This is a genomic window from Bacteroidales bacterium (genome assembly GCA_031275285.1).
Taxonomy (GTDB): Bacteria; Bacteroidota; Bacteroidia; order Bacteroidales; family UBA4181; genus JAIRLS01.
Window position 1 is genome coordinate 1 of the sequence record JAISOY010000120.1, and the last position, 26,456, is coordinate 26,456.

21 protein-coding genes are annotated in these 26,456 nt (G+C 40.0%); 5 read left to right on the plus strand and 16 right to left on the minus strand.

Annotated elements, in window-relative coordinates; translation table 11 throughout:
• Positions 1-69: 69 nt before the first annotated feature.
• Positions 70-420, plus strand: a complete 351-nt coding sequence (locus tag LBQ60_12370) for a PadR family transcriptional regulator (GenBank protein ID MDR2038710.1) — start codon at positions 70-72, stop codon at positions 418-420.
• Positions 417-1,943 carry a PspC domain-containing protein gene (locus LBQ60_12375; GenBank protein MDR2038711.1) on the plus strand — a complete coding sequence of 509 codons (1,527 nt, stop codon included), beginning with the start codon at positions 417-419 and terminating at the stop codon, positions 1,941-1,943. Before LBQ60_12370 ends, LBQ60_12375 begins: the two co-directional genes overlap by 4 nt.
• Before the next feature lie 79 nt (positions 1,944-2,022).
• On the opposite strand, the gene LBQ60_12380 is transcribed toward LBQ60_12375, so the two are convergent.
• The 9 genes from LBQ60_12380 to LBQ60_12420 form a co-directional block, all read right to left on the minus strand.
• The gene (locus LBQ60_12380; protein ID MDR2038712.1) at positions 2,023-3,465 is read right to left on the minus strand and encodes a glycoside hydrolase family 76 protein; all 1,443 of its coding nucleotides are present in this window, start codon (positions 3,463-3,465) and stop codon (positions 2,023-2,025) included.
• Between the two features lies 1 nt (position 3,466).
• Positions 3,467-4,462 carry an L-glyceraldehyde 3-phosphate reductase gene (mgrA, locus tag LBQ60_12385; protein ID MDR2038713.1) on the minus strand — a complete coding sequence of 332 codons (996 nt, stop codon included), beginning with the start codon at positions 4,460-4,462 and terminating at the stop codon, positions 3,467-3,469.
• Positions 4,463-4,669: 207 nt separating this feature from the next.
• Positions 4,670-6,868 carry a GH92 family glycosyl hydrolase gene (locus LBQ60_12390; protein MDR2038714.1) on the minus strand — a complete coding sequence of 733 codons (2,199 nt, stop codon included), beginning with the start codon at positions 6,866-6,868 and terminating at the stop codon, positions 4,670-4,672.
• Positions 6,869-7,069: 201 nt separating this feature from the next.
• On the minus strand, positions 7,070-8,311 hold the full coding sequence (locus tag LBQ60_12395) for an alpha-1,6-mannanase (GenBank protein MDR2038715.1): 1,242 nt from the start codon (positions 8,309-8,311) through the stop codon (positions 7,070-7,072).
• Positions 8,312-8,330: 19 nt separating this feature from the next.
• Entirely contained in the window at positions 8,331-9,185 is an 855-nt protein-coding gene (locus LBQ60_12400; protein ID MDR2038716.1) for a sugar phosphate isomerase/epimerase, read from the minus strand.
• 521 nt (positions 9,186-9,706) lie between these two features.
• On the minus strand, positions 9,707-11,239 hold the full coding sequence (locus LBQ60_12405; GenBank protein MDR2038717.1) for an arylsulfatase: 1,533 nt from the start codon (positions 11,237-11,239) through the stop codon (positions 9,707-9,709).
• A 424-nt stretch (positions 11,240-11,663) separates the two neighbouring features.
• Positions 11,664-12,905, minus strand: coding sequence for a DUF4249 domain-containing protein (locus tag LBQ60_12410; GenBank protein MDR2038718.1), 1,242 nt, complete (start codon positions 12,903-12,905; stop codon positions 11,664-11,666).
• Positions 12,906-12,908: 3 nt separating this feature from the next.
• Positions 12,909-15,674, minus strand: a complete 2,766-nt coding sequence (locus LBQ60_12415; GenBank protein ID MDR2038719.1) for a TonB-dependent receptor — start codon at positions 15,672-15,674, stop codon at positions 12,909-12,911.
• Between the two features lie 119 nt (positions 15,675-15,793).
• A complete protein-coding gene (locus LBQ60_12420; GenBank protein ID MDR2038720.1) occupies positions 15,794-16,978 on the minus strand; it encodes a DUF4974 domain-containing protein in 1,185 nt (394 codons plus the stop codon).
• 187 nt (positions 16,979-17,165) lie between these two features.
• Here LBQ60_12420 and LBQ60_12425 point away from each other — a divergent pair, with 187 nt between their 5' ends.
• Positions 17,166-17,771 (plus strand): sigma-70 family RNA polymerase sigma factor, encoded by a 606-nt coding sequence (locus tag LBQ60_12425; protein ID MDR2038721.1) that lies wholly within the window; start codon positions 17,166-17,168, stop codon positions 17,769-17,771.
• A 273-nt stretch (positions 17,772-18,044) separates the two neighbouring features.
• Positions 18,045-18,842 (plus strand): LinF, encoded by a 798-nt coding sequence (locus tag LBQ60_12430; GenBank protein ID MDR2038722.1) that lies wholly within the window; start codon positions 18,045-18,047, stop codon positions 18,840-18,842.
• Between the two features lie 255 nt (positions 18,843-19,097).
• Here the strand turns inward: LBQ60_12430 and LBQ60_12435 are convergent, their stop codons facing one another.
• Positions 19,098-19,313 carry a hypothetical protein gene (locus LBQ60_12435; GenBank protein MDR2038723.1) on the minus strand — a complete coding sequence of 72 codons (216 nt, stop codon included), beginning with the start codon at positions 19,311-19,313 and terminating at the stop codon, positions 19,098-19,100.
• Positions 19,314-19,506: 193 nt separating this feature from the next.
• Complete coding sequence (locus LBQ60_12440; GenBank protein ID MDR2038724.1) at positions 19,507-20,010, minus strand: RNA polymerase sigma factor; 504 nt, start codon at positions 20,008-20,010, stop codon at positions 19,507-19,509.
• A gap of 462 nt (positions 20,011-20,472) precedes the next feature.
• On the opposite strand from LBQ60_12440, the gene LBQ60_12445 reads away from it, so the two are divergent.
• On the plus strand, positions 20,473-21,438 hold the full coding sequence (locus LBQ60_12445; GenBank protein MDR2038725.1) for a hypothetical protein: 966 nt from the start codon (positions 20,473-20,475) through the stop codon (positions 21,436-21,438).
• A 95-nt stretch (positions 21,439-21,533) separates the two neighbouring features.
• Here the strand turns inward: LBQ60_12445 and LBQ60_12450 are convergent, their stop codons facing one another.
• The 5 genes from LBQ60_12450 to LBQ60_12470 all read right to left on the minus strand — a co-directional run bounded on the left by LBQ60_12450 (position 21,534) and on the right by LBQ60_12470 (position 25,985).
• Positions 21,534-22,151 carry a response regulator transcription factor gene (locus LBQ60_12450; GenBank protein ID MDR2038726.1) on the minus strand — a complete coding sequence of 206 codons (618 nt, stop codon included), beginning with the start codon at positions 22,149-22,151 and terminating at the stop codon, positions 21,534-21,536.
• Positions 22,151-23,395, minus strand: a complete 1,245-nt coding sequence (locus LBQ60_12455; GenBank protein ID MDR2038727.1) for a sensor histidine kinase — start codon at positions 23,393-23,395, stop codon at positions 22,151-22,153. Before LBQ60_12455 ends, LBQ60_12450 begins: the two co-directional genes overlap by 1 nt.
• Positions 23,396-23,397: 2 nt before the next feature.
• Positions 23,398-23,964, minus strand: coding sequence for a tetratricopeptide repeat protein (locus LBQ60_12460; GenBank protein MDR2038728.1), 567 nt, complete (start codon positions 23,962-23,964; stop codon positions 23,398-23,400).
• Between the two features lie 377 nt (positions 23,965-24,341).
• Positions 24,342-24,734: a hypothetical protein gene (locus tag LBQ60_12465; protein MDR2038729.1), complete on the minus strand. Its 393-nt coding sequence runs from the start codon at positions 24,732-24,734 to the stop codon at positions 24,342-24,344.
• 204 nt (positions 24,735-24,938) lie between these two features.
• Entirely contained in the window at positions 24,939-25,985 is a 1,047-nt protein-coding gene (locus LBQ60_12470) for a hypothetical protein (protein ID MDR2038730.1), read from the minus strand.
• Positions 25,986-26,456: the final 471 nt, after the last annotated feature.

A 26,456-nucleotide genomic window follows, 5' to 3' on the forward strand; every position in this document is an offset into this window, starting at 1 on the left:
CTGTATTTATCTATATTATTTTATGGATCATTGTTCCCAAAGCGCCGAAACTGTTAAAATCATAAACATATGAGTGTAGAGAATGCAAAAGCCCAAATGCGGAAAGGGGTGCTGGAATATTGCATTCTGTCCGTTTTGTCGGAAGGCGATGCATATGCTTCGGATATCATCAATCAATTGAAAGACGCTCGAATGATTGTTGTAGAAGGTACGCTGTATCCATTACTCACCCGTCAGAAAAATGCAGGTCTGCTGTCATACAGGTGGGAAGAATCGACACAGGGTCCTCCCCGGAAATATTATTCCATCACCGAAGAAGGTACCCGTTTCCTGAACGACCTGGATGAATCATGGCAGGAACTGGTTAATTCTGTAAATAAACTTCGTCATCTCAAACAAGCTAATCTTTTGAATCAATGAAACGTGTAGAAACCATCACCATCAATGGTATTGTCTTCAATATAGATAATGATGCCTATTCCGGGCTGCGCAACTATCTGGACGTATTGGGAAAATATTTTGAGAATGAACAGGGTGGGAATGAAATCATCGCCGACATCGAGGCCCGTATATCGGAATTACTGATGGAACGAGACGGAGGTAATACCCAGGTAGTTACCAAAACTGATATTGCCCGGTTAATGGAAACTCTGGGAAGTGTCGAAGACATTGCCGGAACCGATTCGGAAGCAGAAACGGAAAATACATCAACCGTCCCTCCTAAACAGGCAAAAGCATCGAAACGCCTGTACCGGGATCCTGACAAACGTTATCTGGGAGGGGTTTGTTCCGGATTTGGTATCTGGCTGGGCATCAACCCGCTTTTCCTTCGTATTCTGTTCATTGCCGGTATTTTCTTCTTCTGGCCCTGGACTGTATTTATCTATATTATTTTATGGATCATCATGCCATTGGCAAAAACGACCGCCCAAAAGCTGGAAATGAGAGGTGAACCCGTCAATATCAGCAATATTGAAAAAAGTGTCAAGGAAACCCTCTCTGACTCCAATTTATCACAATCATTCAGGCAGTTTTTATCTGAGGCAGGTGTTTTTTTCGGAAAAATTATCAGCATCATAGCCCGCATTTTTATCATCATATTTGGTCTGGCATTGTTCATGAGCGGAATAGGTATTGTTGTGGCTATCTGCAGCCTGTTTTTCATGCAGGATTTTATTTTCAGCCGGGAAGTGGAATGGGATTTCTTTTCCTTTAATGAACTGTTACAGCAAATGATCTCCCCGGTCTCTTATCAGATCTTATCCATTTCATTCGTTATTATCGTCGCCTTAATCGTATTTGCCTTTATGTTCTGGGGCATTAAATTAATGACCGGTCTCAGGATCAAACACAGGTTCATACACTTTTTCCTTTTGTTTATCTGGATCGGAGCTATCGTTGCCTGCCTGATCACCGGATTTTCAGAAGCTCGGAACTATACATGGCATAATGAAACAAAGGACACGAAGATATTAGCTGCCTCCGATACCTTGTATCTTTCTGCCATTCCTTTTGACCTGAAAATATCCAATAATCCTTTGGAAATATATTTCGACAAGGATAACGAACGCTTTTACGGAAAACCCAACCTTCGTATCTATAAAAGCGACGACAAACAGGTCAGGCTAATTATTGAAAAAGAATCACAGGGAAAGAATAAGCTGGAAGCATTTCAATTGGCAGAAAATATTGAATATGAAATGGACATTCAAGGATCTACGATCACTTTTGCATCATACTTTACGGTGATCCCGGAAGATCAATGGAAATTCCAGGTATTGAACCTCACACTGTATGTTCCCGAAGGTACCATCATCATTGCAGACAATTATTTATGCAACGACCGGCTCAGTCGCTGGTTCAACTGGAGGTATCATCCGGAATGCTGTACATGGATCATGACGGAAAAGAAAGGGCTTCAGCATCTGGATACAAAAAAATAACGTTTTTGGTTTGAATGAAAATCCCGTCAGGAAATACTCAGACGGGATTTTTTATATGGTGTTTTCGAATGAAATATTCCTACAAACAGGATCCTTTTTCCAATTGATATTGTGCTAATATGGCATATTCAGCGGCAAAAGTGAACGAAAACATTCCTTCCGTCTTATTCTTTTCTTCGTCGACGTTCCATCCCTGCAACAGATCAGAGGGCAAAGTTCCCCTGTACAGAAATTGATACCCATGATCCAGATTTTGCTGAAAACTATCTATACATTTCCCTATATCCCTGTACGAGGGGTAAACATCCACATATCCCCTCATCAGCACTCCATTGAACCAGTTACTGAAACCACCGATAGGATAAGTATAGTGTCCGGGGATGGTGGTACCCATTTTGGCAAAATAAGAAAAACTCGCACCGGATAATTTTTTTGCATCGTCAAGATACACTGATTCCCCGGTCGCCCGATAAAGGTCTGCCGCACCGGAAAGCATTGTCCCGCAATTGTATGTATATGCTTTTCCTCCTGCATGCCTGAGATGATTATGCCTGCGGTATTTTATCCCATCTATGGTTTCGTATGCTACATGACAGTTCGGGTCGCATCCGCCCATCATGTCGTGATAAACTCCATCATCGCGTAATAAATGATTTTTTTGCCACTGATAGACAGCTTCGGCAAATTGCAGGTAATATTCATCTTTCCGTAGTTGCCTGGTTTTTCGTCGTCCGTCAGTATCTATATAGAGATAAGTAATTGTTGCCTGATCACCTTTATACAATTCATACAGCCATACCAGCGGGCTTACCATAGGCCCGTTGCTGCACGAATGTTTCGTTACATACCCCGGTCCCCAGGTGATACCTCCATGTTCCTTACCGTTACTATCCAACGTACCATCCCAGCCATCGAGAACATACGAGGCCAGGTACTCTGCTTCTTCCAGATATCGGTCATTACCTGTTATTTTATAGGATTCGAGCATCTCGCGAATCAACCATTGCTGGTCATCATATACATTATAGATGCCTTCAACGCGGGCTGTTCCTTTTGCCCGCCCCCTGTCAACCCCATACACGGACCATTCTTTGGTTTGTGTGTAGGAGGTAAGGGTAAAAGTGCCCCTATACCATGCCAAATTTGCATAGAGGGTATCCAGCAATCCGGCATAGCGTCCGAAATGTGCTTCATACAACCCGGCATTACCATGTTCTTTATGGGCTTTGAGTCCCCGGAGGATGGCATTGACCGCCTCTATCGAGCTGGTATACATCCAGACACTGGCTTTCTCACCTGACCGGGTATCAGTGCGGGGATAATAATATCTGGCCATCCCGTTCGAAGTAAAATGGTGAAGTATTGCACTATCAGCTATCTGGATGGCCCGACACATATTTTGTACGGCCATCTGATCAGCCGAACCATTACCATCATTAACGACTGATCGGTTCGTCTCTCCCCACACCAAATGACAAAACAATGAGATCGTTAATAAAACCAGTATTATCTTCTTTTTCATTTTAACCAGCCAGGATCTGTTCGATAGCAGTTAATTCATCCTTCGTAAACGACAGGTGATCCAACGCATGAAGGTTGTCCATCATTTGTTCGACAGAACTGGCGCCAACCAGGACACTCGTTACCCGTGTATCTTTCAGTAACCAGGCTAAAGCCATTTCCGCCAGCGTCTGACCTCTGCCGAGAGCCACCGTATTCAATTTCTTTACTTTATCAATCAACTCCGGAGTAATCCGGGACTGTTGTAAATGTCCGGTCGTTTTTGCTGCACGGGAATTAACGGGTATACCCTGAAGATATTTATCCGTCAGTATCCCTTGCGCTAAAGGAGAAAAAGCGATTAACCCAACACCTTTTTCTTCCAACAGAGATAAAAGTTCCGGCTCAACCCACCGATCAAACATGGAGTAACGCGCCTGGTGGATCAGACAGGGAACTTTATATTCATTTAATAATGTCAAAGCTTGTTTTGTTTGCTCAGGCGGATAGTTTGATATTCCAACATACAACGCTTTTCCTTGTTTTACAATATCCGCCAGAGCACCCATCGTCTCTTCTAAAGGTGTTTCCGGATCAGGGCGATGTGAGTAAAATATATCCACATAATCCAATCCGATTCTTTTCAGGCTTTGATTCAGACTTGCCATCAGGTATTTACGGCTTCCTCCATCGCCATACGGACCAGACCACATATCATATCCGGCTTTGGTCGAAATAATCAGTTCATCCCTGTAAGCACCCAGGCCTTTTTTTAATATTCGTCCGAAATTCTCTTCTGCCGACCCATATGCCGGCCCGTAATTATTGGCCAGGTCAAAATGGGTGATTCCGTGATCAAAGGCAGTATGTGCAATCCGGATAAAATGATCAAAAACATCCACACTGCCGAAATTATGCCACAATCCTAAAGAGATAGGAGGTAACATAATTCCGCTACGTCCGCACCGTCGAAATGTTTTTCCGGTATAACGTTCTTCGTTTGCTTTATAAAATTCCATAATCAATCATTTTATGATAGTTACCATTTCATTTTTCATCTGTATAAAATTGTTTTTAAAGGTTAGATGAACCCCGAAACCCAAAGGGTTCACCGCAGGTAACGGCTCAGCAAAGCTAAATGTCCGATTTTGTTCATTACGGTGGGTATCCCGCTATATTTATGGACATTTCATGATATTTATACTTTCCTGGAGATCGTTCATTTACTACTCTGTCGTAATCACCAACTCTTTTCCTTTTTTCAAATCATCGTGCGAAATGAAATATCCGTCTACTTTTTGACCGTCATAGGTAATATTGTTGATCTTTTTCCCATTGTTTACTTTAGTGATCGTAAACGGTGTACCATCCATATTGAAAACAACTTTGTCGAAAACAGGAACCGTAATAATATATTCAGGGTCAGCCGGTGAAAACGAGTACAATCCGAGCGCATTAAATACATACCACGATGCTAATCCACCCTCATCGTCCATTCCTGCGAAAGATAATCCCTCCTTACCCATGTTGTAATATTTATCCATAAGAATGTTCAGTTTTTCCTGGGCTTTTTCCTGTTTGTCGACAAAATAGTACATATAGGTTATGCCTAAGGACGGTTGATTACCGGCGCAATATTGTCCGAACCATCCGGTCAGGTTATCCGCTTCATATCCTCCAAAAGGGGTGGTAAACAACGAATCCAGCTTTTGCTCAAATGCCTCTTTGCCGGGAAAAAGACTGACAAGTCCTTCCGGATCCTGCGGAGCATAAAAAGTTGCCTGCCATCCGTTACTTTCGCGGAACATGTATACATAATAAGGATATCCCGGATTGTAAGGTGTTATCCACTCTCCGTTCGCCCATCGTCCACGCATAAAATTTGTTGAGGGATCGAACAGGTTCTTGTAATTCTTAGAGCGCTTCATCAGGATATTATAATTGTCCATATCACCTAATGCTTTTGCTAAAAGCGCTATGGAATAATCGCTATAAGCATATTCAAGCGTTTTAGTTACAGCAGCTTTTGCTTCATCTTCTTCGGTTTTGACCGTGGGATCAGCAACGAAATTCTCAGCAATCCAGCCATTATTGATGTATTCTTCGTTATATCGCCTGGCACTTCCAGATCCTACCATATTAGCGTTGCGCAACATAAAATAATAAGCAGTATCGATATCATAATCATTGATGCCGCGAAGATACATGCCCGCAACGTAGGATGGAGAGAAGTCGCCATGGAAAGACCGGGGCATAAAGCCACTGACTTTTGCTCTTTCAATTTCGGATTTGATCACATCGTTCGTAATTTCAGGTTCCAGCATGCCCATCAACACCAACTTATCCCTATAAGCGTCCCAATAATTATTGCCGGCATAAAAATCAGAGCCTGTGTTAACTATTTTACCGCGGGGGTCCTTATATTCGCCATCGGCATCACTGCGGATTGCAGGCCATAGCACCGCCCGGTATAAACAAGTGTAGAATGTACCTTTTTCCTTTTCTGTTCCGCCTGTTACCAGAATTTTTGACAGTTCTTTTTCCCAGGTTTCGTCGGCTTCTTTAACAACCTGTGCAAAACTTTTATCAGCTATTTCCGCTTCCAGGTTTTTCTTTGCCTTTTCAACACTTACATACGAAAAACCTATTTTTAGTTCTACCGGCTTCCTGCCGTCAGCAAAATTGAGGACGGTGATTTTCTCCCGGTCATTACTGACCAGATCAGTGCTTTCGATCGGAGTGTTGGTTATCCCATAAAAGAAAATGTCGTTTTGTGTACCGGAAAATGCATTTTCATTCTCCTGATGGAAAGTCCATCTCGCTCCGGGGCGCACACTATTGGTTCGTGTCAGGTTGAGCAATAATTTCTTTTCGTCTCCCTTGCGGTAAGTGAATTTGTGATACGCGCAACGCATTGTAGAAGTCATTTCGGCATTGATATTGTAACGTTCCAGAAAGACCTGATAATAACCGGCTTTTGCAGATTCGTTATCATGGCTATAGCCTGAAAAATAATTATCAGCTGTTATTTCTCCGGTAAAAGGTAGAATGGGTACATGTCCCAGGCTCCATTGACCATGGCTGGAATGAAAAAAGGCGTAGATAATTGTATCTTCATATTGATAACCTGACCCGCTACCATACATAGTTACCGGTGTTGCCTGCACCATCGCGTGGGGCAAAGTTGAACCCGGATAACATTCGCCACCCCATGCACGGGTGATACCCTGTGCCGGCCTACGGCCTTGTTCCGTAAGAACAGTCCGGAATTCGGGATTAGTACTAAGCTTATATCCAAGATCGACGCTGTCCCAAAGAGTCGTTGTTCCATAGAATGGATTTACATAATCTGTTAAATGTTTGTCCGGCATACAACCGGCAATAAATAACGTCAAAACTGATAAGGCAATAAGATATTTTCTCATATGCGTGATTTTGTTTGAATATATAATATTTATAAGTATTGTATGATGTAAAACCTAAATCCATTACCGTTACGTCTGCAGAGGAATGATACAAAAATTTTCAACAGTTATTGAGGTTCAAATTTAATATAAAAATTTTCCGGCCAATGTTCCTCTACTGAGATAATATAGAATGTGACTTTATATTTTCACAAAATAGAATTACTTACTCCCCGGCAATGGTTTGAGCACGCACATGGCTTCCATAAGCATACATCCGGAAAGATGCGGAGTAAGAGGCACTCCATAGGCGGAAGCCGGAGCTGTCCACCAGTTGCCTCCATAAAGCATGGTGTCTTTATTTACTCCGTGTTCTGCCATCACCGTGGCGCATAAAGTGATGTAATCGTGGAATTTTTTACGCTTGGTATTGTCCAGGTCGGGCTCGTTGATCAGTTTTACAAAATAGCGGAAAAATATGCCATGGAACAAACCGCCGTCTCCGGAGGTGGCATTGCTGAGTACTCCATTATTTCCCGACATATGGTCAATCACATAATCAGCTGCTTTTACCGCATCTTCCAGATATTGTTCCGAACCCGTGATCTTATATAATTCGAGGGCCGCCCCGATGAAGGTTCCCTGGTTATATGTGTAAACGGCACGGCTGATTTGTCCTTTTGCATTCATATTATCACGTACCCTTCCGTCTACAGGATCGAATAAATGATCCCTCAGCCATGAGTAAATTTTGATCGATTCTTTCAGATATGCTCGTTTGGGTTTCTTTCCCTGGTTGGAGATATTGTCATACATATTGTATATTCTGGCAGCAATAATTGCAGCGGGACCGTTCGAACAGGCGTTTTTCGATTTGGCGACATCTGTTTTCCATGTAATTCCGCCTTTCCATGGTTCTTCATTTTCAGGACCCCAGGTAGGCCATATCCAGTCGTTATACATTTGTTTGGCTTTAAGGAAATATTCTTGATGGCCTGTGCTTTCGTACATACGTAACTGTGCAAGAACCATCCATTCCATATCATCAACATAAACATTCCACCATGGGTCTATCTCCTTTCCCGAAAAATTGAATTTCGGAGCACCTTCCCACCAAAGAGGATAAAAATCACGATAATACTTATCCGAAGTACGCATATAAGCATCTATAATGACATCCATGGCATGTGCCTGCGGCCAGTAATGGTTGGTAGTCATGTTGGACAGGTCGCTTCCGTAATTGAAATAATACCTGTCCGGATATCCTTCGAAATTTGCTCCCCAGAAATGTTTGATCAAAGCCCGGGTCATACCTTCGGCCATTTTGTTCCAATAAGCGGAATCTTTATTTCCTTTCGGGATTTCCATCCCTCCAGAAGATGCAGGATATTCACGACCAGAAATTTTGTTCTGAGAGAACAAAAAGATACTGACAGCGAGCAAAATAGATAATATTTTTTTCATTTTTATCATTTTAAATATACTATAACGACAAAAACTGCTGCTGCATGTAATGCAGCGCAGGAGCAAGGTCCGCCTCAAAATTACCCCATTTTCCTTCAATTGACAAACATCCTTTATACTTCATCTGTTTCAATGCTTTAAAATAGGGTGTAAAATCATCGCCCTTTATTCCGGGAGCGGATCGTGTCTCTTTTTCGGCTATATGACAATGTCGAATGTATTTACGGTACTTTACGATATCGGAAACAGGTTCGTTTTCCCGCATCATGTGGAAAATATCACACAACAGCCGGATATTGGGGTGAGCAACAGCGTCAACTATTTCAGCGCCTTCCCGTAGAGAGTTGATCAGGTTGGTTTCCCCGATATTCAAGGGTTCGATCAGAACAACCACATTATATTTTTCAGCCATGGGAGCTAGCTGTTTACACAGAGATATGAATTGCTGCGTTGCTTCCTGTTTGCTAAAACCTTCTGGTACACGACGAGCGCCGCCGCTACCGAAAACAATGTAAGGAATTCCGGCTTGTTGTGCCCTGCGGAAAGTCGTTTCCGCCCAAACCAAAATTTCAGCGTGTCTTGTTTCCGGTCCAGTAACCTTCAAACTACCGGGAAGGAAAATAGTACAGGAAATAATTTTTGCATTCAAACGTTTTTGTTCGGCCAGATGAATTAAAAAGGCCGAATCATTTTTCCCGGGCATGAGAAAATCTCCTACGGAAGGTTCAAGAAAATCATAACCGGCTTCCTTTATTGCAGGATATTGGGATAATTTGCCGCATACGGCGTATGTAGGCTGGTATACAACAGACCGGCATGACGAAGAAATGCATATAATTAAACAGATGATTATTTGAGTAATACAATACTTCATATCAAAATTTATTGATCAGGGTTTGTAATGACTGGTTGCTATAACAGTACAAATATCGTTTAAATAACAATACCTAAAATTGTCCTACCCATTTTTAAATTGTAGAAATATTCAGTCGTAATTTTCAAATAATAATCATAAATATGCGCAAAATTGCGAATATTTATGATCTCATCAAGTGGCATCATTCAATAGATGAAAGTAGCTATTCGACTGCCTTCCCACCCAATATACTTTTCCAAACCCATTTTTTATTCGTAAAGTCGAGTAAAGGGATCCGTTTTGTATTGACGATCGAAAAATGCCATAACCATTTTCAATATTCAAAAATACCAGAACAGGTTCGGAGAAATAAGCCGGCGATTCCTTCTAAAAAACAATACTCCTGTAATATTTAAATATCCCTGGGGCAATTATTTCACCAATAGTTTAGTATGATAACAAACATCAACCCATACTAGCCTGCCACCCTCGAAGAGCAATAACACAATAAAATACAAGCATTTGTCGCAAATCGCACATTATATCTTCATCCACTCATTGAGCAAGGTTTGGCTCCATTTTTCATTCCCCTCATTCTTCTGGGGTTTGCCCGGGGTACTACGTCCGGTCTCAATATATCTGATCATGATCTCCTTCAATTCTTTGACTACTTCCGGATAATCGGCATACACATTGATGCTTTCTTCAGGATCAGATTTTATATTATATAATTGTATTTCCGGTAATGTCCTGATCACTGCGGTATCCCTACCGGGCCGGGGATAACTCCATCCGCCCGAACTCGGGGAAAACAATAATTTCCAATCACCTCGCCGCAATGAAAATTCCCCTGTAATAGAATGATGAACGGTAGCTTCCCTGACCACCGATTTTTCTGTTGTACTGAGCAGAAGCGGAAGAATATTGTAGCTATCTTCTCCTTCATTGTCTTTCAGATCATACCCGGCGATAGAAGCAAACGTTGCCATAAAGTCAGTAAGGCAAACAGCCTGGTCTACCTGGTGTGGCCTGATCCTGTCGGGCCATTGCACGATACAGGGCACCCTGTGTCCGCCCTCGTACAGATCAGCCTTATGTCCCCTGTAAATATAACTCGGATAATGACCGTCTTCCTGTAGTTCCTCGATCCTGGCAGCCGGACTGCATCCGTTATCAGACGTAAAAACAAGAACAGTATTACCTTCTATGCCGTTCTTTTTTAATGCTTCTGCTATACGGCCTACCATATGATCCACTTCAAGGACAAAATCTCCGTAAGGGTTCAGTCCCGATTTACCTTGAAATTCTTCACTGGGAAGGATAGGCGTATGTGGTGCAGGTAAAGGAAGATAGAGAAAAAACGGCTGGGATCCGTTGGCTTGTTGATCAATATAAGCTACAGCTTTATCAACCAAGTGGGATAAGGTTTTCTCATGTTTAAATCCAGAGCCGGTCGGTCCTTTCCGCCACATCTGCATCCCTTCCCCGGAAGTGAGTCGATCGGGCTTCGAGGTTGACATATTGTTCTCTACATAAACATAAGGAGGCATATCTAAGGAAGCTGAAATACCATAAAAATAATCGAAACCTATAGATGTAGGACCTCCTTTAATAGGACGGTCATAATTGACACTATCTTTTCCTTTTTCTATGTTGTCCCATGTCCAGCCCAGATGCCACTTACCGATACAGGCTGTAGTGTAGTCCCGTGATTTAAGGGCTGATGCCACGGTAGTACGTTCCATAGGGATAATTTCCTTACTATAACCGTTCAGGACTCCTTTTTTCAGGGTAGACCGCCAGTTATAACGTCCGGTAAGAAAACCGTACCGGGTTGGCGTACTCACTGACGAACTGGTATGTGCATTGGTGAAGACGGTTCCCTTAGCTGCTATCCGGTCAATATGGGGTGTAATGATTTTTGATTGTTCATTCAGGGCAGAGACATCTCCATACCCCATATCATCGGCAAGAATAAAGATAATATTCGGATTTTCCTGTTTACCGCTATGGCATCCGGTCAACAGGGCGAGCCCCCCGACGGTCAGCCATATATTATGACTATTTTTCATATGCATATAATTTATTGCGCTTGCGCTCCATGAGAACGCTTACACTAAGTTGTTTTTTAAGGTTACATGAACCCCGAAACCCGAAGGGTTCACCGCAGGTAACGGGGCAAACGGCGTAAATATATTATTCACCCCCTTCGGGACGCCGTAACATATTGTCCGTATTTTCCATGGGTTATACCCACGGTTATTCACATTGAGGTCTTTCAGACCTCCTTTATTCAACCATTGATTCGCATATATAAATGACTGGTTGCTATAACAGGACAAATATCGTTTAAATAACCATATGTGAATTGTTCTTCCCCATTTTTCTGTTGTAAAAATATTCAGTCATAATTTTTCAGATAAAAATCATAAATATCCGCAACTTTGCGAATATTTATGATTTCATCAGGCGGTATCATTCAATAGATGAAAGCAGCTATTCGACGACCTTCCCATCCAATATAGTTTCCCAAACCCATTCCTTATTCGTAAAATCGAGTAAAGTGATCCTTTTTGTATTGATAATCGAAAAAATGCCAAAACCATTTTCAATATTCGAAAATACCTGGACAGGTTCGGAGAAATAAGCCGGCGATTCCTTCTGAAAAACAATACTCCTGTAATATTTAAATGATTCGGGGGTCAATTGTTGTACCAATAATTCAACATGATAACGAACATCCATCAAAACTCCTGCACCAGAAGTCATATACTGTAGATCAGAAAACATATGCTGGTGCTTTAGAACAACTTCCCTAAAATTCCATCCTTTCGGTTTACATGTATTGCCCGGAATAAATAACTGAATTTTATTTGTCGGCTCAATAAACGAAAGCATAAGTAAATCAAAAAGATAAAGGTCTATGTTTTCAAATTCCAGTTTCAGATGTAAATCGCGGGCTTCAATATCCGGATTGCTCTGCATGATAGCCATATTATCGATTCCCAGATATTCCTGAAACTGATGTGGAAAATGAATCCCCTCTTCCCCAAGGAAAACATTATAAACCAGTTGAATAGAATAATAAGTATTGGATCCCTCCTTGTTATTCAAGCTTATCACAGCAGGATAGTGACCATCTAAAAACCGTCCTGCACCAGGAACGGGTATAGGTCCGTCATAACCTTCTTCCATCGATTTAATCAACACTATCTTGCTCTTTGTATCAATAAGCTGTGTGGTATCAAGCGAGTAATCCGGTATATCAGGCTCATCCGGCATAGTAGCCACAGCCGTCACTGTTTCATAGCCATTTACAGCGATCTCGAGACGATAGGTCTTTCCGGCTTTTGGAACAATATCCCTGATCGTCATCCTGCATCCGCTCAACTCATTTGGATCCCGGACTGACAGGTCGATTAATCCGGTCTTTCTATAAACCGGTTCCGGATGATCACCTTCGAAAAGACTGATCGTACCGAATCGGTGTCTGGATATTGTTTCATATTGTGTTTTATAATAGGATGCGACAGATTGTCCTTCCAGTATGGTTAAATGCAATGTATTGCTGTCGTTATCCAATATTGCCGTAACCGCTAATCGGGGAGGAAAATCGACCGCATCGATATCAAAATCTTTTTTCATAACGAACATTTCCTCACAACAGGTTAAAAGAAACATCATCAACAAAAGCGCCATCATCTGATTTTTAATACTTATAATCATTCTGTTTGTCATTTTCTAAAATTTAAACTGATAACTTACCGAAGGAATTACCGGGAAAAGGGTATATTGTACATATTTGTAATATATTTTTTCGGTCGATTTATCAAACGCACTTTCTATATCGATATAAAAAGGATTCTTACGGTTGTATGCGTTATACAGTCCGAATACCCAACGCCGTTCACCCCATTTTTTCGCCTTGATAAAACTGATACTCAGGTCCAGCCGGTGATAAGCAGCCATACGGTATGAATTGCGGCCGCCATAGTCCTTTATTTCTTCCCTGAAGAAACGAGGAGGTTTTCCGGTAATAGGGTGGTCTCCCTCATATATTCCAACCGGCAGTGTCACACAATTACCGGTACCGAACACCCATGAACCGGATAATTCGATATGGTCTTTTAACCGTTTGATCAAAACGATACTGAGATCATTACGGCGATCGTATTTATACGGGAAACGCCGCCCTTCATTAATATCACCGAACTTCCTGTCTGTCCATGATAAGGTATATCCGATCCAACCTGTGAAAGACCCTGTCTTTTTCTGTACAAAAAATTCCATGCCATAACTACGGCCTTTTCCCTGAATGATCTTATTTTCCCAGTCATCGCTGGCTTCAAAAAAAGACGCTCCTTCCATGTATTCCACCACATTCCTGATATCCTTGTAATATGCCTCGACACTGATCTCATATTCCTTTTTAAACTGATGTGCATAACCCAGGGCTACCTGGTCCGCAACCTGGGGATCTATCCGGTCGGTGGCAGGTATCCACAGGTCGGTGGGCAACCCTATCGTAGAATTTGTCAACAGATGTATGTATTGTCCCATTCTTGAATAGGAAGCTTTCACGGAAATCTGGTCCGTGATCAGATGCCGGAGCGCCAGGCGTGGCTGCCAGATATGATAGAACCGGTTACGCACATTGAATCCCGACCAGTGGATCCCGATATTGGCTTTCAGCCGTCTGGTCAGTTGAAGATCATCTTCTATGTAAGCATTATATTCCAAAGTATACACTTTCTTTCCCCCATATCTGAAATCCAGGTTACCTTCTTTGGTATTCATCGCCCCGGGCTCGAAAGTATGGTAAATGGTTCCTGCTCCCCAACGGATATAATGCCTGGCAGACGGAATATAATCAAAAGATACCTTTCCGGCCCAGTCCAATATTCCGGAATTATATTTACCCCCGTAATAATTATTGATCATAGTATCCACCGGAGGAGATACCAACAGGTCTGTTTCTTTATACTTTTCACGGGACTCGGTTACATTATGTAAACGGTACCTGCCAAACGTGAAAGTCAGGTTTCCGAAGAGTTTATTGGATATGACCCGGTTATAGCGTAAAGCTGTGGTAATATTTCCCCACTTAAGATCAGAATTTGTTTTAGTTTCGCCCTCCTTTTTTTGATGATCATTATAAACATCTATCTTGGTTTTATCCTTTATATAAAACTTATCATCTCCGGCATAGGCACTCAGATATATCCGGTCGCGATCAGATATTTTATGGTTGATCTTTGCCGTCAGGTCGTAAAAATAATACCCATAAACATTTTTAGAATCGGATTTCCTGTTGGATATAGCCATCAACGGCCGGGTTAACGCATCGATGTAAGTACGCCTTCCCGAAACTATAAAAGAGGTCCGGTCCTTCCATACAGGTCCTTCAAAGGTAAATTTGGTCGATACCAGTCCTACAGAACCCTCCCCGCTGAATTTCTGCATATTGCCTTCTTTCAGGTAAATATCGAGGACTGATGATATACGCCCGCCATAACGTGCAGGAAAAGCCCCCTTGAGCATTTCAACATTATTGATGGCATCGGCATTAAAAATGGAAAAGAATCCGAACATATGGGAAGCGTTATATACCGGAACACCGTCGAGTAATATAAGGTTCTGATCCGGTCCCCCACCACGCACATACAAACCGCTTGTTCCTTCTCCTCCGGATTGTACCCCAGGCATCAACTGCAGGACCTTCAATACGTCCGTTTCCCCCAAAAGTGCCGGTAGCGATTTTATCTGTGCTACCGGTAGCGACAATACGCTCATCTGGGTACGGTTCTGTATTTTTTCCGCCTTTTGCGCGGTTACCACCACTTCCTCAATGTCTAAAATCCCCGAAAGAGATGTGTTGATGACCGTATCTTTCACGAGTTTGATACTGATCACTTTTGTTGTATAGCCGACATAAGAATAAACAATATCAACTTCTCCTGCCGGCAAAGTAAGGCTGTAAAAACCATACTGGTTGGAAGTGGTCCCTGACAGGGTGATCTTATCATAAACCGTCCCGCTGATAAGGGCTTCTGTGGTAAGGCTATCTGTTAAATAACCCCGTATCGTATACGACGTTGCCTGCCGTACTTCATCCGGTTTGTCCGCCTCTTTTCCAGCCGGTATATCTTTCTTCATGATGATGATCTGGCGGTCCATTACCTCATATTCATTATCTGTATGCCTGAATAATTCGGTCAGGACCTGATCGATCGTTTTGTCCCTGATATCAATGGAAAGCTTCCTGTTCAGATCGATAATATGGTCCGTAAAGATGAAAATGAACTCACTGTTACGCTCTATTTCACCGAGCACTTCCTTTACGGTAGTATTCTTCATTTTTAAACTGAACAGGGCATTCTGAGAATAAGAATCTCCTGCCCGGAGTAAACCGACCGATAAAAAAATAAAAATGATCACAACCCTCATCAACAACAATATTTTCTTTAATTCCGCATGATATAAAACAAAAAACAGAAATTTATCCATATATTTGTTATAAGTTTTAATTGATTAAAAATAGATTCTACAGTCTAATATGATTAAGTTAAAACTTTCCATTTCCGGATAATACGCCCAATATTATCCGGTTTTTTCTTCATAGGCATTCACTTTTTACTGATCAATATTTTATTGTTTTTTATCTCGTATTCCACAGGCGCCAGCATTTTTATCACATCCAGCACCTTTTCAACACGCTCCTTCAGGTCAAGTTTTCCGGAAATGGTATATTCACTAAGCTGGTCATCCATCACTATCGGGACAGCATAATGCCTTTCTATCCGCCGTAAAATATTTTCCAGGGTCTCGCTCCGGAAATGTAAAAAACCATCTTTCCAACAGATGTAATCGTAAACATCCACCATGCTGACTTCCAGTCCGGGAATGTTTTTATCGATACGGATCATGTGGTCCGGCTGCATTATCGTTTTCCGGTTGCCTTTTGATCCGACCTCCACCGATCCAGTTACCAGTGTAACGAACATATCATTTTCTTCCGGATAGGCCGTTATGTTAAAAGCCGTACCCAACACTTTCACTTTCATACCGTCTGCTTTCACGATGAATGGCCTTGAACGATCTTTAGCTACCTCGAAATAAGCTTCCCCTTCAATAAGTATTTCACGGTTATCGCTGGTAAAATCGACAGGAAAAACAGCCCGGCTCCCCGAGTTCAACCACAACCTGGTACCGTCGGCAAAAGTTATGGTAGAACGTTTGCCCCATGGTACTATTATACGGTTAAATAAAGTCTTCCTCTTTTTTCCAGGCGCCGGCTGATCAATCGTTTCTGTAGCATTGATTGTTAATTGCCCATTTTTGCCATACATAAAATCGGCATTTCCGGAAGCGACAATATAGTCGGTTTTATTGGCCAACATTACCCGAATTTCCGACCCGAACATTATACCGGATGTCGATTCCGCAAAATCCATCAGCTGATCACTTCCACCGGTATACCATAGCCATACACCAAACAGGAGAAGTATGGATGCCGCACAGGCAGCCCATAGCTTTAACCGGTTTATAATGGGTGATCTTCTCAAAGCACCGGTTCGGATAGTATCCCACAACAATTGCTTTTCCTCTTCCGGCAAATCTTCCTCTTCAAATTGGATCGATTGGATAATCAACCGTGCATCATTCATCTCTTTTTCCAGCCGGGGGTATGATGCAGCCAACGACGTCCAAAACTCATCCGACAACGGATCAGGATCATTCACCCAATTGATAAAATCCTGATCGGATACAAAATCCGTACATCGATATGTCGTATATTTTTCCTTCATCATATGATAATGACATTTCTTTACTTTTTGTAACCTTTTATTTGTGCTTTTTTTGCCTTCTCTAAAAGAACAACAAATAAACATATAAATATCAATACATTATCGGAGTCAATTTACAGCTCAAATTATTTTTTATAACTTTGCATCATGATCCCAATAGATATTATCGGATCATTATCAGAATATTTTAATGGATAACATCAATATAGACGCCCATTTATGGGATCGTTTCCGAGAGGGAGATCAACGTGCTTTTTTCCAGGTATATGATATGCATGTTCAGACCCTTTATAGATATGGTCTGAAATTATCCAATGATAAAGAATTGATAAAGGACTGTATTCACGACCTGTTCCTGGAACTTTCCAATAGCCGGCAAACGATCAGTCCGACCGACAACATTAAATATTACCTGATCAAATCGCTAAAGTATAAGATCTTCCGCAACAATAAATTTGCGCAGAATAGCCACCATAGTATCGATGAACATATATTCCAGGCGGCAGCTTCATTCGATCATCCGTTCGATGAACAGGAATCAATAAAGAAGAAACGGCGTTACCTGCGGGATGCGATCAATAAACTTCCATCAAGACAGAAAGAAGCGATTTATTTACGATATATCAATGGATTGAACAACGAAGAGATAGCACATGTAATGGGTATAAATAACCAGGTTGTCCGCAATACCTTGTATAAAGCAATTGAAAACCTGCGAAAAAGCATCTCAAAAGAAGACCTGATATTATTTTTGATCACTCCTGCTAAAAAGCATCGTCCTTATCCCAGGTTATAATTACCCCAGAAAAGAATCGGTATTATCTGCGGAATACGATCAACTATGTTCATCAAGTTATAAAGAATCCATCTAAATTTACGATACATCAACCGATTGAACAATGAAGAAATACCGCAAATTATGGGAATTATTCATCAAGCGGTTCAAATACCTATATAAAGACGCCTTTGGAAACTGAGGTATATTGTCGAAAAAGAACAAGAAGGACCAATAAATACCATATTTATCTGTCTTTTGTGTATATCTTTACCTAAATAAAATTAAAAAAAGATGCTTGACCAGAATTATCTTATTGAAAAAGTCCGGGAAACTGCTTTGAATGACGAAAAAGTTTCAGCTGTCCTGATGTACGGTTCATTTATCAGAGGCGAAGGCGACCGTTTTTCCGATGTTGAATTTTATGTATTCGTACGTGGAGACGGTGAATTAAATAAGCAAAAGTGGATCGAATCCATCCATCCGGTCGACATGTATTTTACCAATGAATTTGGAACAGATGTAGTCGTATTTTCAAACCTTATCCGTGGGGAATTTCATTTTAAGCCTGAATCGGAAGTCGTCGTTGTAAAAGAATGGGAAGGACTCACCTCCTTTGAACATAAAGATAAAATGAATCTTGTGGATAAGGATGGGAAACTTTCTGATATACTTGAAAATATCCGCATACTATCTCCAGTACAGGATACTCCGCAAAACATAGAATGGTTGGCACAATCGCTTCTGAACAATCTGCTTTTCACAAAAAATGTGTTACAGCGAAAGGAACTGGCCCATGCCCATCATCTGTTCGGCTATATCCAGAAATATCTTTTGTGGCTGATCCGGATACGTAGTAGTAATATAGCGCATTGGGAATCTCCTACTAAAAAATTGGAACAGGATATTCCGCAAAATTGGTATAAATTCTATATGGAAAGCGTACCGATAATGAATGAAACAAGTCTTAAAAAAAGCCTGATCGCTACATTCAACAATGCGCAGCAACTGTTTCAGGAATTAAATATTTCCGAAAATTTAAGCGTTTTATTACATAAGATCACTGACGATTACATAAAGAGTGAAGATTGATTTTTATTTAGGAAATCCGGATTAATCGATCTGCTTCTTCTCATATCCCTTTTTCACCAGTCCAGTAATGTTTCTGGTTGCAAGTTTGATAAGCAGGTTTCTCCGGACTATTTTTGTCTTTTTTACAACTTTTTCCAAAAACAGGACAATCAGAAAATGTATTCTTTATTCTCCTGCATCTGTATCTCTAATTCCGCCAACATATACAACTCCAATTCCCAAACGGACAAAAACAATGGAGAATAATCCTACTATTTATTCGAAGAAGTACCATCCTTTTATACTGCATGCTCCATTTATCGTTATAGTCGATAAACGTCTACATAGCTTTATATTAATCATTTGTACCACTCCGAAATCAACACGTTTTCCTTGTACGACGATGAAAACTGAAAAAGCCCCACCCCCATTTCCAAACGGCTCATCTGTAGCGGAATGGATCAAAATTAATGTTTTACCCCTACCTGCCATATTGCCGACGATTTTTTTCAGGCATTGATGCCATGAAACACTTTGGAAAACAATTGAAATTACTTTATCCTTTAAACATTTTAGTATGGATGAAAGAATATAAATCCATTTTTTTATTGTTAAAAATATGATGGAAGTAAAGATTTTGTTATTGAATGAGGCAGTTTCTGTTAAAGCTATTTTCATCAAATGACTAATAATAATCTTCTAATTTTTCAGATAATTTCTTACGGGCAAAGAAAATACGGCTTTTTACCGTTCCTTCTTTTATCCCCAGCATCTGTGCAATTTCCCTGTATTTATATCCTTGAGTATACAGTCTAAAAGGAACTTTATATACATCTTCTAATGTTTCTATTGCCTTATTTATTTCTTTTGTTCGAAATTCCGAATCAGGTGTAATGTTCAAAATATCTTTATTCTGATTCAGAAAAAACAAATCTTTTGTACTATCAAAAATCACTCTTTTTTGAGATGCTTTACGATAATTATTGATAAATGTATTTCTCATGATCGTAAAAGTCCATGCTATCAAGTTGGTTTCGTTTGCAAATTGTTCTTTACAGGAAAATGCCCTTAAATATGTTTCCTGCAGCAAATCCCTGGCATTATCCTTATTGGCTGTTAAACGAATAGCATAATAATTTAACTTATCATGAAATCCTAATAATTGATTATTAAACTCTTCTGTTGTCATGTCATTTTAATTTTATTGTTTTAGTAATATACATCGTATTATTTCCTGACTAGTAATGACTAAGATTGGAGTAATCATTGCCGATTAAAGAAACTTTTTTTATTCAAATTCATACTCCTGTTCTAAATCATGTAAGTAAAAAACATAATGGTTATCACATAGTTATTTGAAGGCAAATTTAAACTGAAAGAACTTCAAAAAAAAGACAACTATATCTCTCAACTTGCTAATTTCAAGATGTTTTTATGAAATTTATATCATATTTTTCTACTTTCCCATCAGAAATGTAGGAGAAAAAAAAATCTCCTACATTTTGTCTATAAAAAGGTTATCTTCCTCAAAAATTGCATCACAAAAAGCTTTTATTTTTTATTTTTTTATCATATGTTTAAATTTTTACTAATTTAGTAACACATTAGCAAGAATATAGACAAGGCAAATCAGAAAAACAATACATTAAAAATGAGAGATTTACATGATAATTTTGTTAAGACATTATACTCGAAAGTACCCAAAAAGACTGATCTTGCTAATAAAATATCGGATATTTTATTGATCGAAAAAGAATCGGCTTACAGGAGATTGACTGGTAAAGTCCAATTTTCTGTCAGGGAAATGGGAACACTTGCCAATACCTTCAATATATCTATTGATAATCTATTACATCTTAGCAAGGAATACCAGTGGCTTCCATTTTCATTAGATGCTCCATATAAATCTACAACAATAGACGTATTGTGTGACATAATCCTATCCCGGTTAAAACGTATGATCGAAATTTCCCAAATGCCTGCTGAAATAGGTGGGGTACACAATTCCATACCTTTAGAATTCTCTGTGCACCATCCCTTGTTAATGAAATTTTTGTTTTTTAAATGGGGGCATTATTTTGTGGGTACTGAAGAATTTGAGAATTTTTCAGAATGGGAAATTCCATGTGAACTCAATTCGATAAAAGAAAAAATCGAACAAATTCACTGTGCTAAAATATTATACATATGGGATAATTCTTTAATCTGGACGTTAGCCAATGAAATAGAATATTTCTATAGAATACATGCAATCACAGCAAAAGAAAAAGAGGAATTGAAAGAGGAATTGAAAAAACAACTGACTCAACTCGAACAATATCTAAAAGGAACTTTTATTCCGGAAAATATGATCGCTGCCGAAGCAGAATTTTATGTTTCTATGATCGGTATAGGTGTCACGTGCCAGTACCATGCATCCCAGAAAGAATGCCTTTTTACATACCATACAAATTTTAGCCAGGCATTTGTTGATAATTGTTATGAAAATTGTATAGAATGGATCAACTCGATAAAATCCCTACGTAAAACATCTGTTCTTCTTTCCGGAAGTGGCGGTATTGAAAGGCGATCGTTTTTCAACAAACAACATCAAATAATTGATCTCATCTTAGGATAAAAGACAGGAGTAAAATATATATCTACAAACAGGACAACAAAACCACTCAAAATATAGAAATCCTTTTCCATATTTTTGCCTGTATGATTTAAGCCTTAACCGATCAGTTTCTTCTCATACCCTTTTTTCACCAGTTCAGCTGTGTTTCTGGCAGCGAGTTTAATGAGAAGGTTTCTCCGGTATGTCTTGACAGTTTCCGTATCGCGGCAGATCTTGTCTGCAATTTCTTTCGTAGTATAACCGTCGGCAATATATTGCAGGATTTCCTTTTCACGCGGGGAAAGCCAGATAACATCCTCGTTTTTTTTATCTTTCAGTGTGATATCTATCTCCTCACAAAGAAATCGATCTCCCTTAGTTACCGCTTCGATACCGGCAAATACTTCTTCGCTCTCGGCATTCTTCAGTATATAACCGAGTGCACCGTTGTGTAAGGCACGCTGGGCGATGCTGAATTCTTTATAACTTGTCAGCATAATGATCTTTAACCCGGGATAAATCCTGGTGACCTCAGTGCAAAAATCCACTCCGTCGCCATCGGGCAGGCCGATATCGAGGAGTAGCACATCGGGTAGATCCTCTGCCAATCCAGTACGGCAGGATTCCAAATCGTAATATACGCCTGTAATCCTGGCTATCCCGGATTCATTGATCAGTTTACCCAGGCTCTCTACCACCATTTTATGGTCATCAACAATTTGAAGAGTTACCATTATCTAATATGAATTTCCAGGTTTAATTCAATAATGGTTTCCGTCCCTTTACCGGGTGAAGCGAAAATATCCATTTTTCCGTTACAGGATGCTACCCTGTCGCGGATACTTTTCAATCCGAAACCCTCCGTAATGTTTTTCCTGTCGAAGCCTTTGCCATCATCCGAAACAGTAAGCGTAACATGCTTTTCATCCTGCACTAATTGCAGATTGATACTTGCTGCGCCAGAGTGTTTTATAGAATTGTTTACCAACTCATTGGCACAGCAATATATCACAAATTCCACTCTTTTGCCGATACGCTTTCCTTCACCAAAAAAGTGAAACCGGACATTCGGAAACTGGGCTACATAATCTTCCAACGCCACTTTCATCCCATATTGCAGAGATACCGGCATCAGATTATGAGCTATACGGCGGATTTCTTCAATACAATTATCGAGCTTTCCATCGACATCTTGTAAAGACTGCCCATGGTTTTTAAGTTCAATTTTCACAGCCGAAAGGTTACCGCTGAGCCGGTCGTGAAGATCCCTGGCCAGACGCATCCGTTCTCCCATTTCACCGTCCAAAACCGAACGGGTAGCAATTAACTGTTTCTCCCTTCGGGCATTTTTTACTTTTTGCCATAACACAAATCCCAAGGCGACAGCCAGTAAAATCCCTACAACGGAAAGCCAGACATATAACCGCCGCTCTTTTTCCAGCGAAGTAATCTGAATTTCCTTCTTTTCGGTTTCATATTTGGTCTCCATTTCAATTAAACTGTCATGAAGGCTTTTTTCGTTTTTTTCTATGTTGATTACATAATACCTGCGTACAAAGTATTCTGCTTTTTCTTTTTCTCCTAAATGGATATAGGCAACGCAAAGCGTTAAGGCGGTCGGGGATGCAATATCGTAACTGGCAGAATCTATAGTCCATGCTCTTAGAGCAATAGTTACAGACTCGTTATAACGCTTCATACTAAGATATATTTCGGACATCACACTCAAAATATTACCCATATCACGGGGACTACCGAACTCCTCCCCGATCTGTAAAGCATCATGAATGTATCTTAAAGCTTCATCATATTCTTCTTTGACCTGAAACTGGGCAGAAAGCGCTGTTAAAATAACCATCTCATGGGGTTTTCTTCCCAATTTACGACTTAAATCCAACGCTTTCAGATTGTATTCAATGGACTTATCCGGATCTTCTTTATCGGCATAGACAAGGCCTAATAAATTGTATACACCCATTCTTATATCATCAAGCGCAAGCTGTTCGGCGATTTCCAATGCCTGTTCACTGAAATAGATCGCCTGTCAGGATGATTCAATGTACGGTGGATATTGGCCATATTCACTAAAATAGCTGCCGTACTCCGATTCGGTTTACCATCGTTTAAGGTTAAACCCTTCATATAATATTCAAGAGCAGATGAATAATTATTTTGCAGATAGTATAAATTACCCAACTCAGAATAGGTCATTACCTGGAATGGTTTGTCGTTAATCTCAACAGCCAGCGACAAGGCTTTATCCAGATATATACGGGAGGTATCGAATTTAGATTGATAATAATGGATCGCACCTAAAAACCGGTAGAAGGCTGATTCTTTTTTCTTATCTTTTTCTTTTTCCGCAAGCTGTATTCCTTCCCGGGCATATTCAGTGCCTTTTCCCAGATCGTGCGTCACATAGAACAGGGTAATTTTTTCATATAAACTTAATTGTTCTACAGGCGATAATCTTTCAGTTTCCAATACATGAATCAATGAGTCTATATTTTGTACCTGTCCGGAAACAGTTACAAACAACAAAAACATTGAATTGAGAAAAATAATCCGCTTCATCATTTATTTTTATTGAACAAAAGTACTCCTTTTCCTCATGCTCTCCTATCACCCAAAAGGGTGATTCCTAGATCGATCACTTTTTTATCCTTTTAGGTCAGAGTGTTGAATAAAGGCACATTTCCCGAACCTACGGCTCCTGCCAAAACAGAAAATACATCTTAAGCCTGGTATAATGAAGCAACTTTTCCAACAAAATTTCTTTCCCTTACGATGTAAGCACAGTAACAGATAACTTTATTCTTTACACTAAGTGAAAAGCATTGCTGGCGATAACCTCTATGATGTTATTACAGGAGTATATAGTATCACAATAAGAACATTTTATATCAATACTTCACTATGGAGAATTAATTTCCATGGTGGTATTGTGATTTAGCAGGTTTTTCCGGGGTAGTTCCATCACTTTCACAACATCCTTCCGAAAAAAAGGGGCAATCAGAAAATGTATCCCTCATTCCTCCTGTATCTGTATTTCTAATCCCGCCACCATATACAATTCCAATTCCCAGGCAGATAAAAGCAATGGAGAATAATCCCACTATTTTTTCAAAGAAGGTTTGTCTTTTTATATTACGGATTCCATAAAAGACGGCTATAAACAACTGGATGCAGAGTAATATGCATGTTGCTATGTGTATGTAGAAGCATAAAGGACGTCCGTAAAAGAAACGTTCATTCATGAAAAATACAGTACAAAATAACACAGTTACCAATAAATTGTATAGCCAAAACTTTATCATATCAAATGCGTTTGAAACAATATCCTCTCAATATGAACGCCTGGGAATTAAAAATGTTGAATCGGGAATGCATTTTTCTTCCCCACTAAATTTATTAACTGTTGTATTCTTAGTTCTGGTAAATTAAAAGTAAGAACAATAATTTTTTCAGTTCAAAATTTATAGTTCGTAGTTCACGGTTCATTTTCAAAGAAAATCGCTATTTTATTCCTGCGCGACAAATACGGAATAGGCTTTCGCATCATTGGTTTTTCCATCAGTTATATATACCGGTTTCCCATTTTCCCACAGTACCGAAGCGTAATATTTTTTGTCTATTTGTTCACATCCGGCAACATATACATTACCGCCAACAACCTGTACCGAATATGCATAAGCCGACCTGGTGCCGTCTGTAAGCGGAACCCCGGTGCCATTCTTCCACAACATCGCACGATAAATACCGACGGTATGCATTTCCTGCCCTACAACATACACATCATTCCCGGACACATAAACCGATTCGGCTTCAGCCTGGGTTGTTCCGTCCGTAAGTTCCATAGGTGTCCCGTTTTTCCATACCACAGCAACATTCTTCGATATATGCGCACTACCGGCCGCATACACATCTGAACCAGTTGAGTAAACCGAATGGATGTTGGTCGTGGTGGCTCCGGAAGGAAGTTTGATGTCCATGGCCTTACCGTTTTTCCAGACCTGTCCGTACTGGATAGCCTCTTCTCCTCCGACATAAACATTGCCGTTCGAGACGTGAATGGATTTGCCGTAAGAGAGCCGGTCTGCAAGATGGGTTTCTGCACCATCCACCCAGTATGTGGCAGTATAAGCCTTCAGATATTCCTGACCTGCTACGTAAACCTTACCGCCGGAGACATATACCGATTGGGCTGAGGAACTGAGTGTGGAAACCGGAGTGCCGGAACCGTTTTTCCAGACCATAGCTATACGGCTAAGCCCAAGTATTGCATACCCGGCCACATAGACGTCTCCTCCTGAAACACAAACGGAATAAGCCTCGGAGCCGTTTGAGACAAGGGATAAATCAACGGTTTTGCCGTTTTTCCAGAGTGTAGCCACATCTTTCCCGTTTATATTTTGATATCCGGCCACATATATGTTAGTATCTGTACCCGTATCGGTATTATTATTGTTGTTATCAGTGTTGGTGTTGTCGTCAGATTTTGAACATGCTATAAGGAACAAAGAAAAAAGACATATCGCAGTAATAGATTTAAAATAAGTCAATTGCATAGAGATTGTATTTATATTTTTCAGGCTAAAGATAGCCGTTTTGTGTATATTTACGTTAGAAAGTTTATAAAATATGAATGTTAAAACAAGTAACTAACTGAAATATTAATAATTCACAGTTCATAACATTTCTCATTTACTATACTCACCTTGCTGCATAAGCTCCTTTACAAATAAAAAAAATGATTAATAAAATTTGATGCAATATCAACAATTAGATAAGAAAATTATGATTTATCATTTATCGTTCATCCTTTATTCTGACTTCCTAACATTTCATTTTTTTGCGTTCCAACTTTCCGGCATTTTATTTCTTTAATTTTTCTGATTTTCGCGTTATAAGTATTTTTCATTAAAATACATTCGACCTCTTTGTTAGTATAAACATACTTTAATATCAAAAAACAGAATAGGCATGATTAAATAAATCAGCCCTTCATCTTGATAATCTTCGAGTTTTAATTTTGTTTT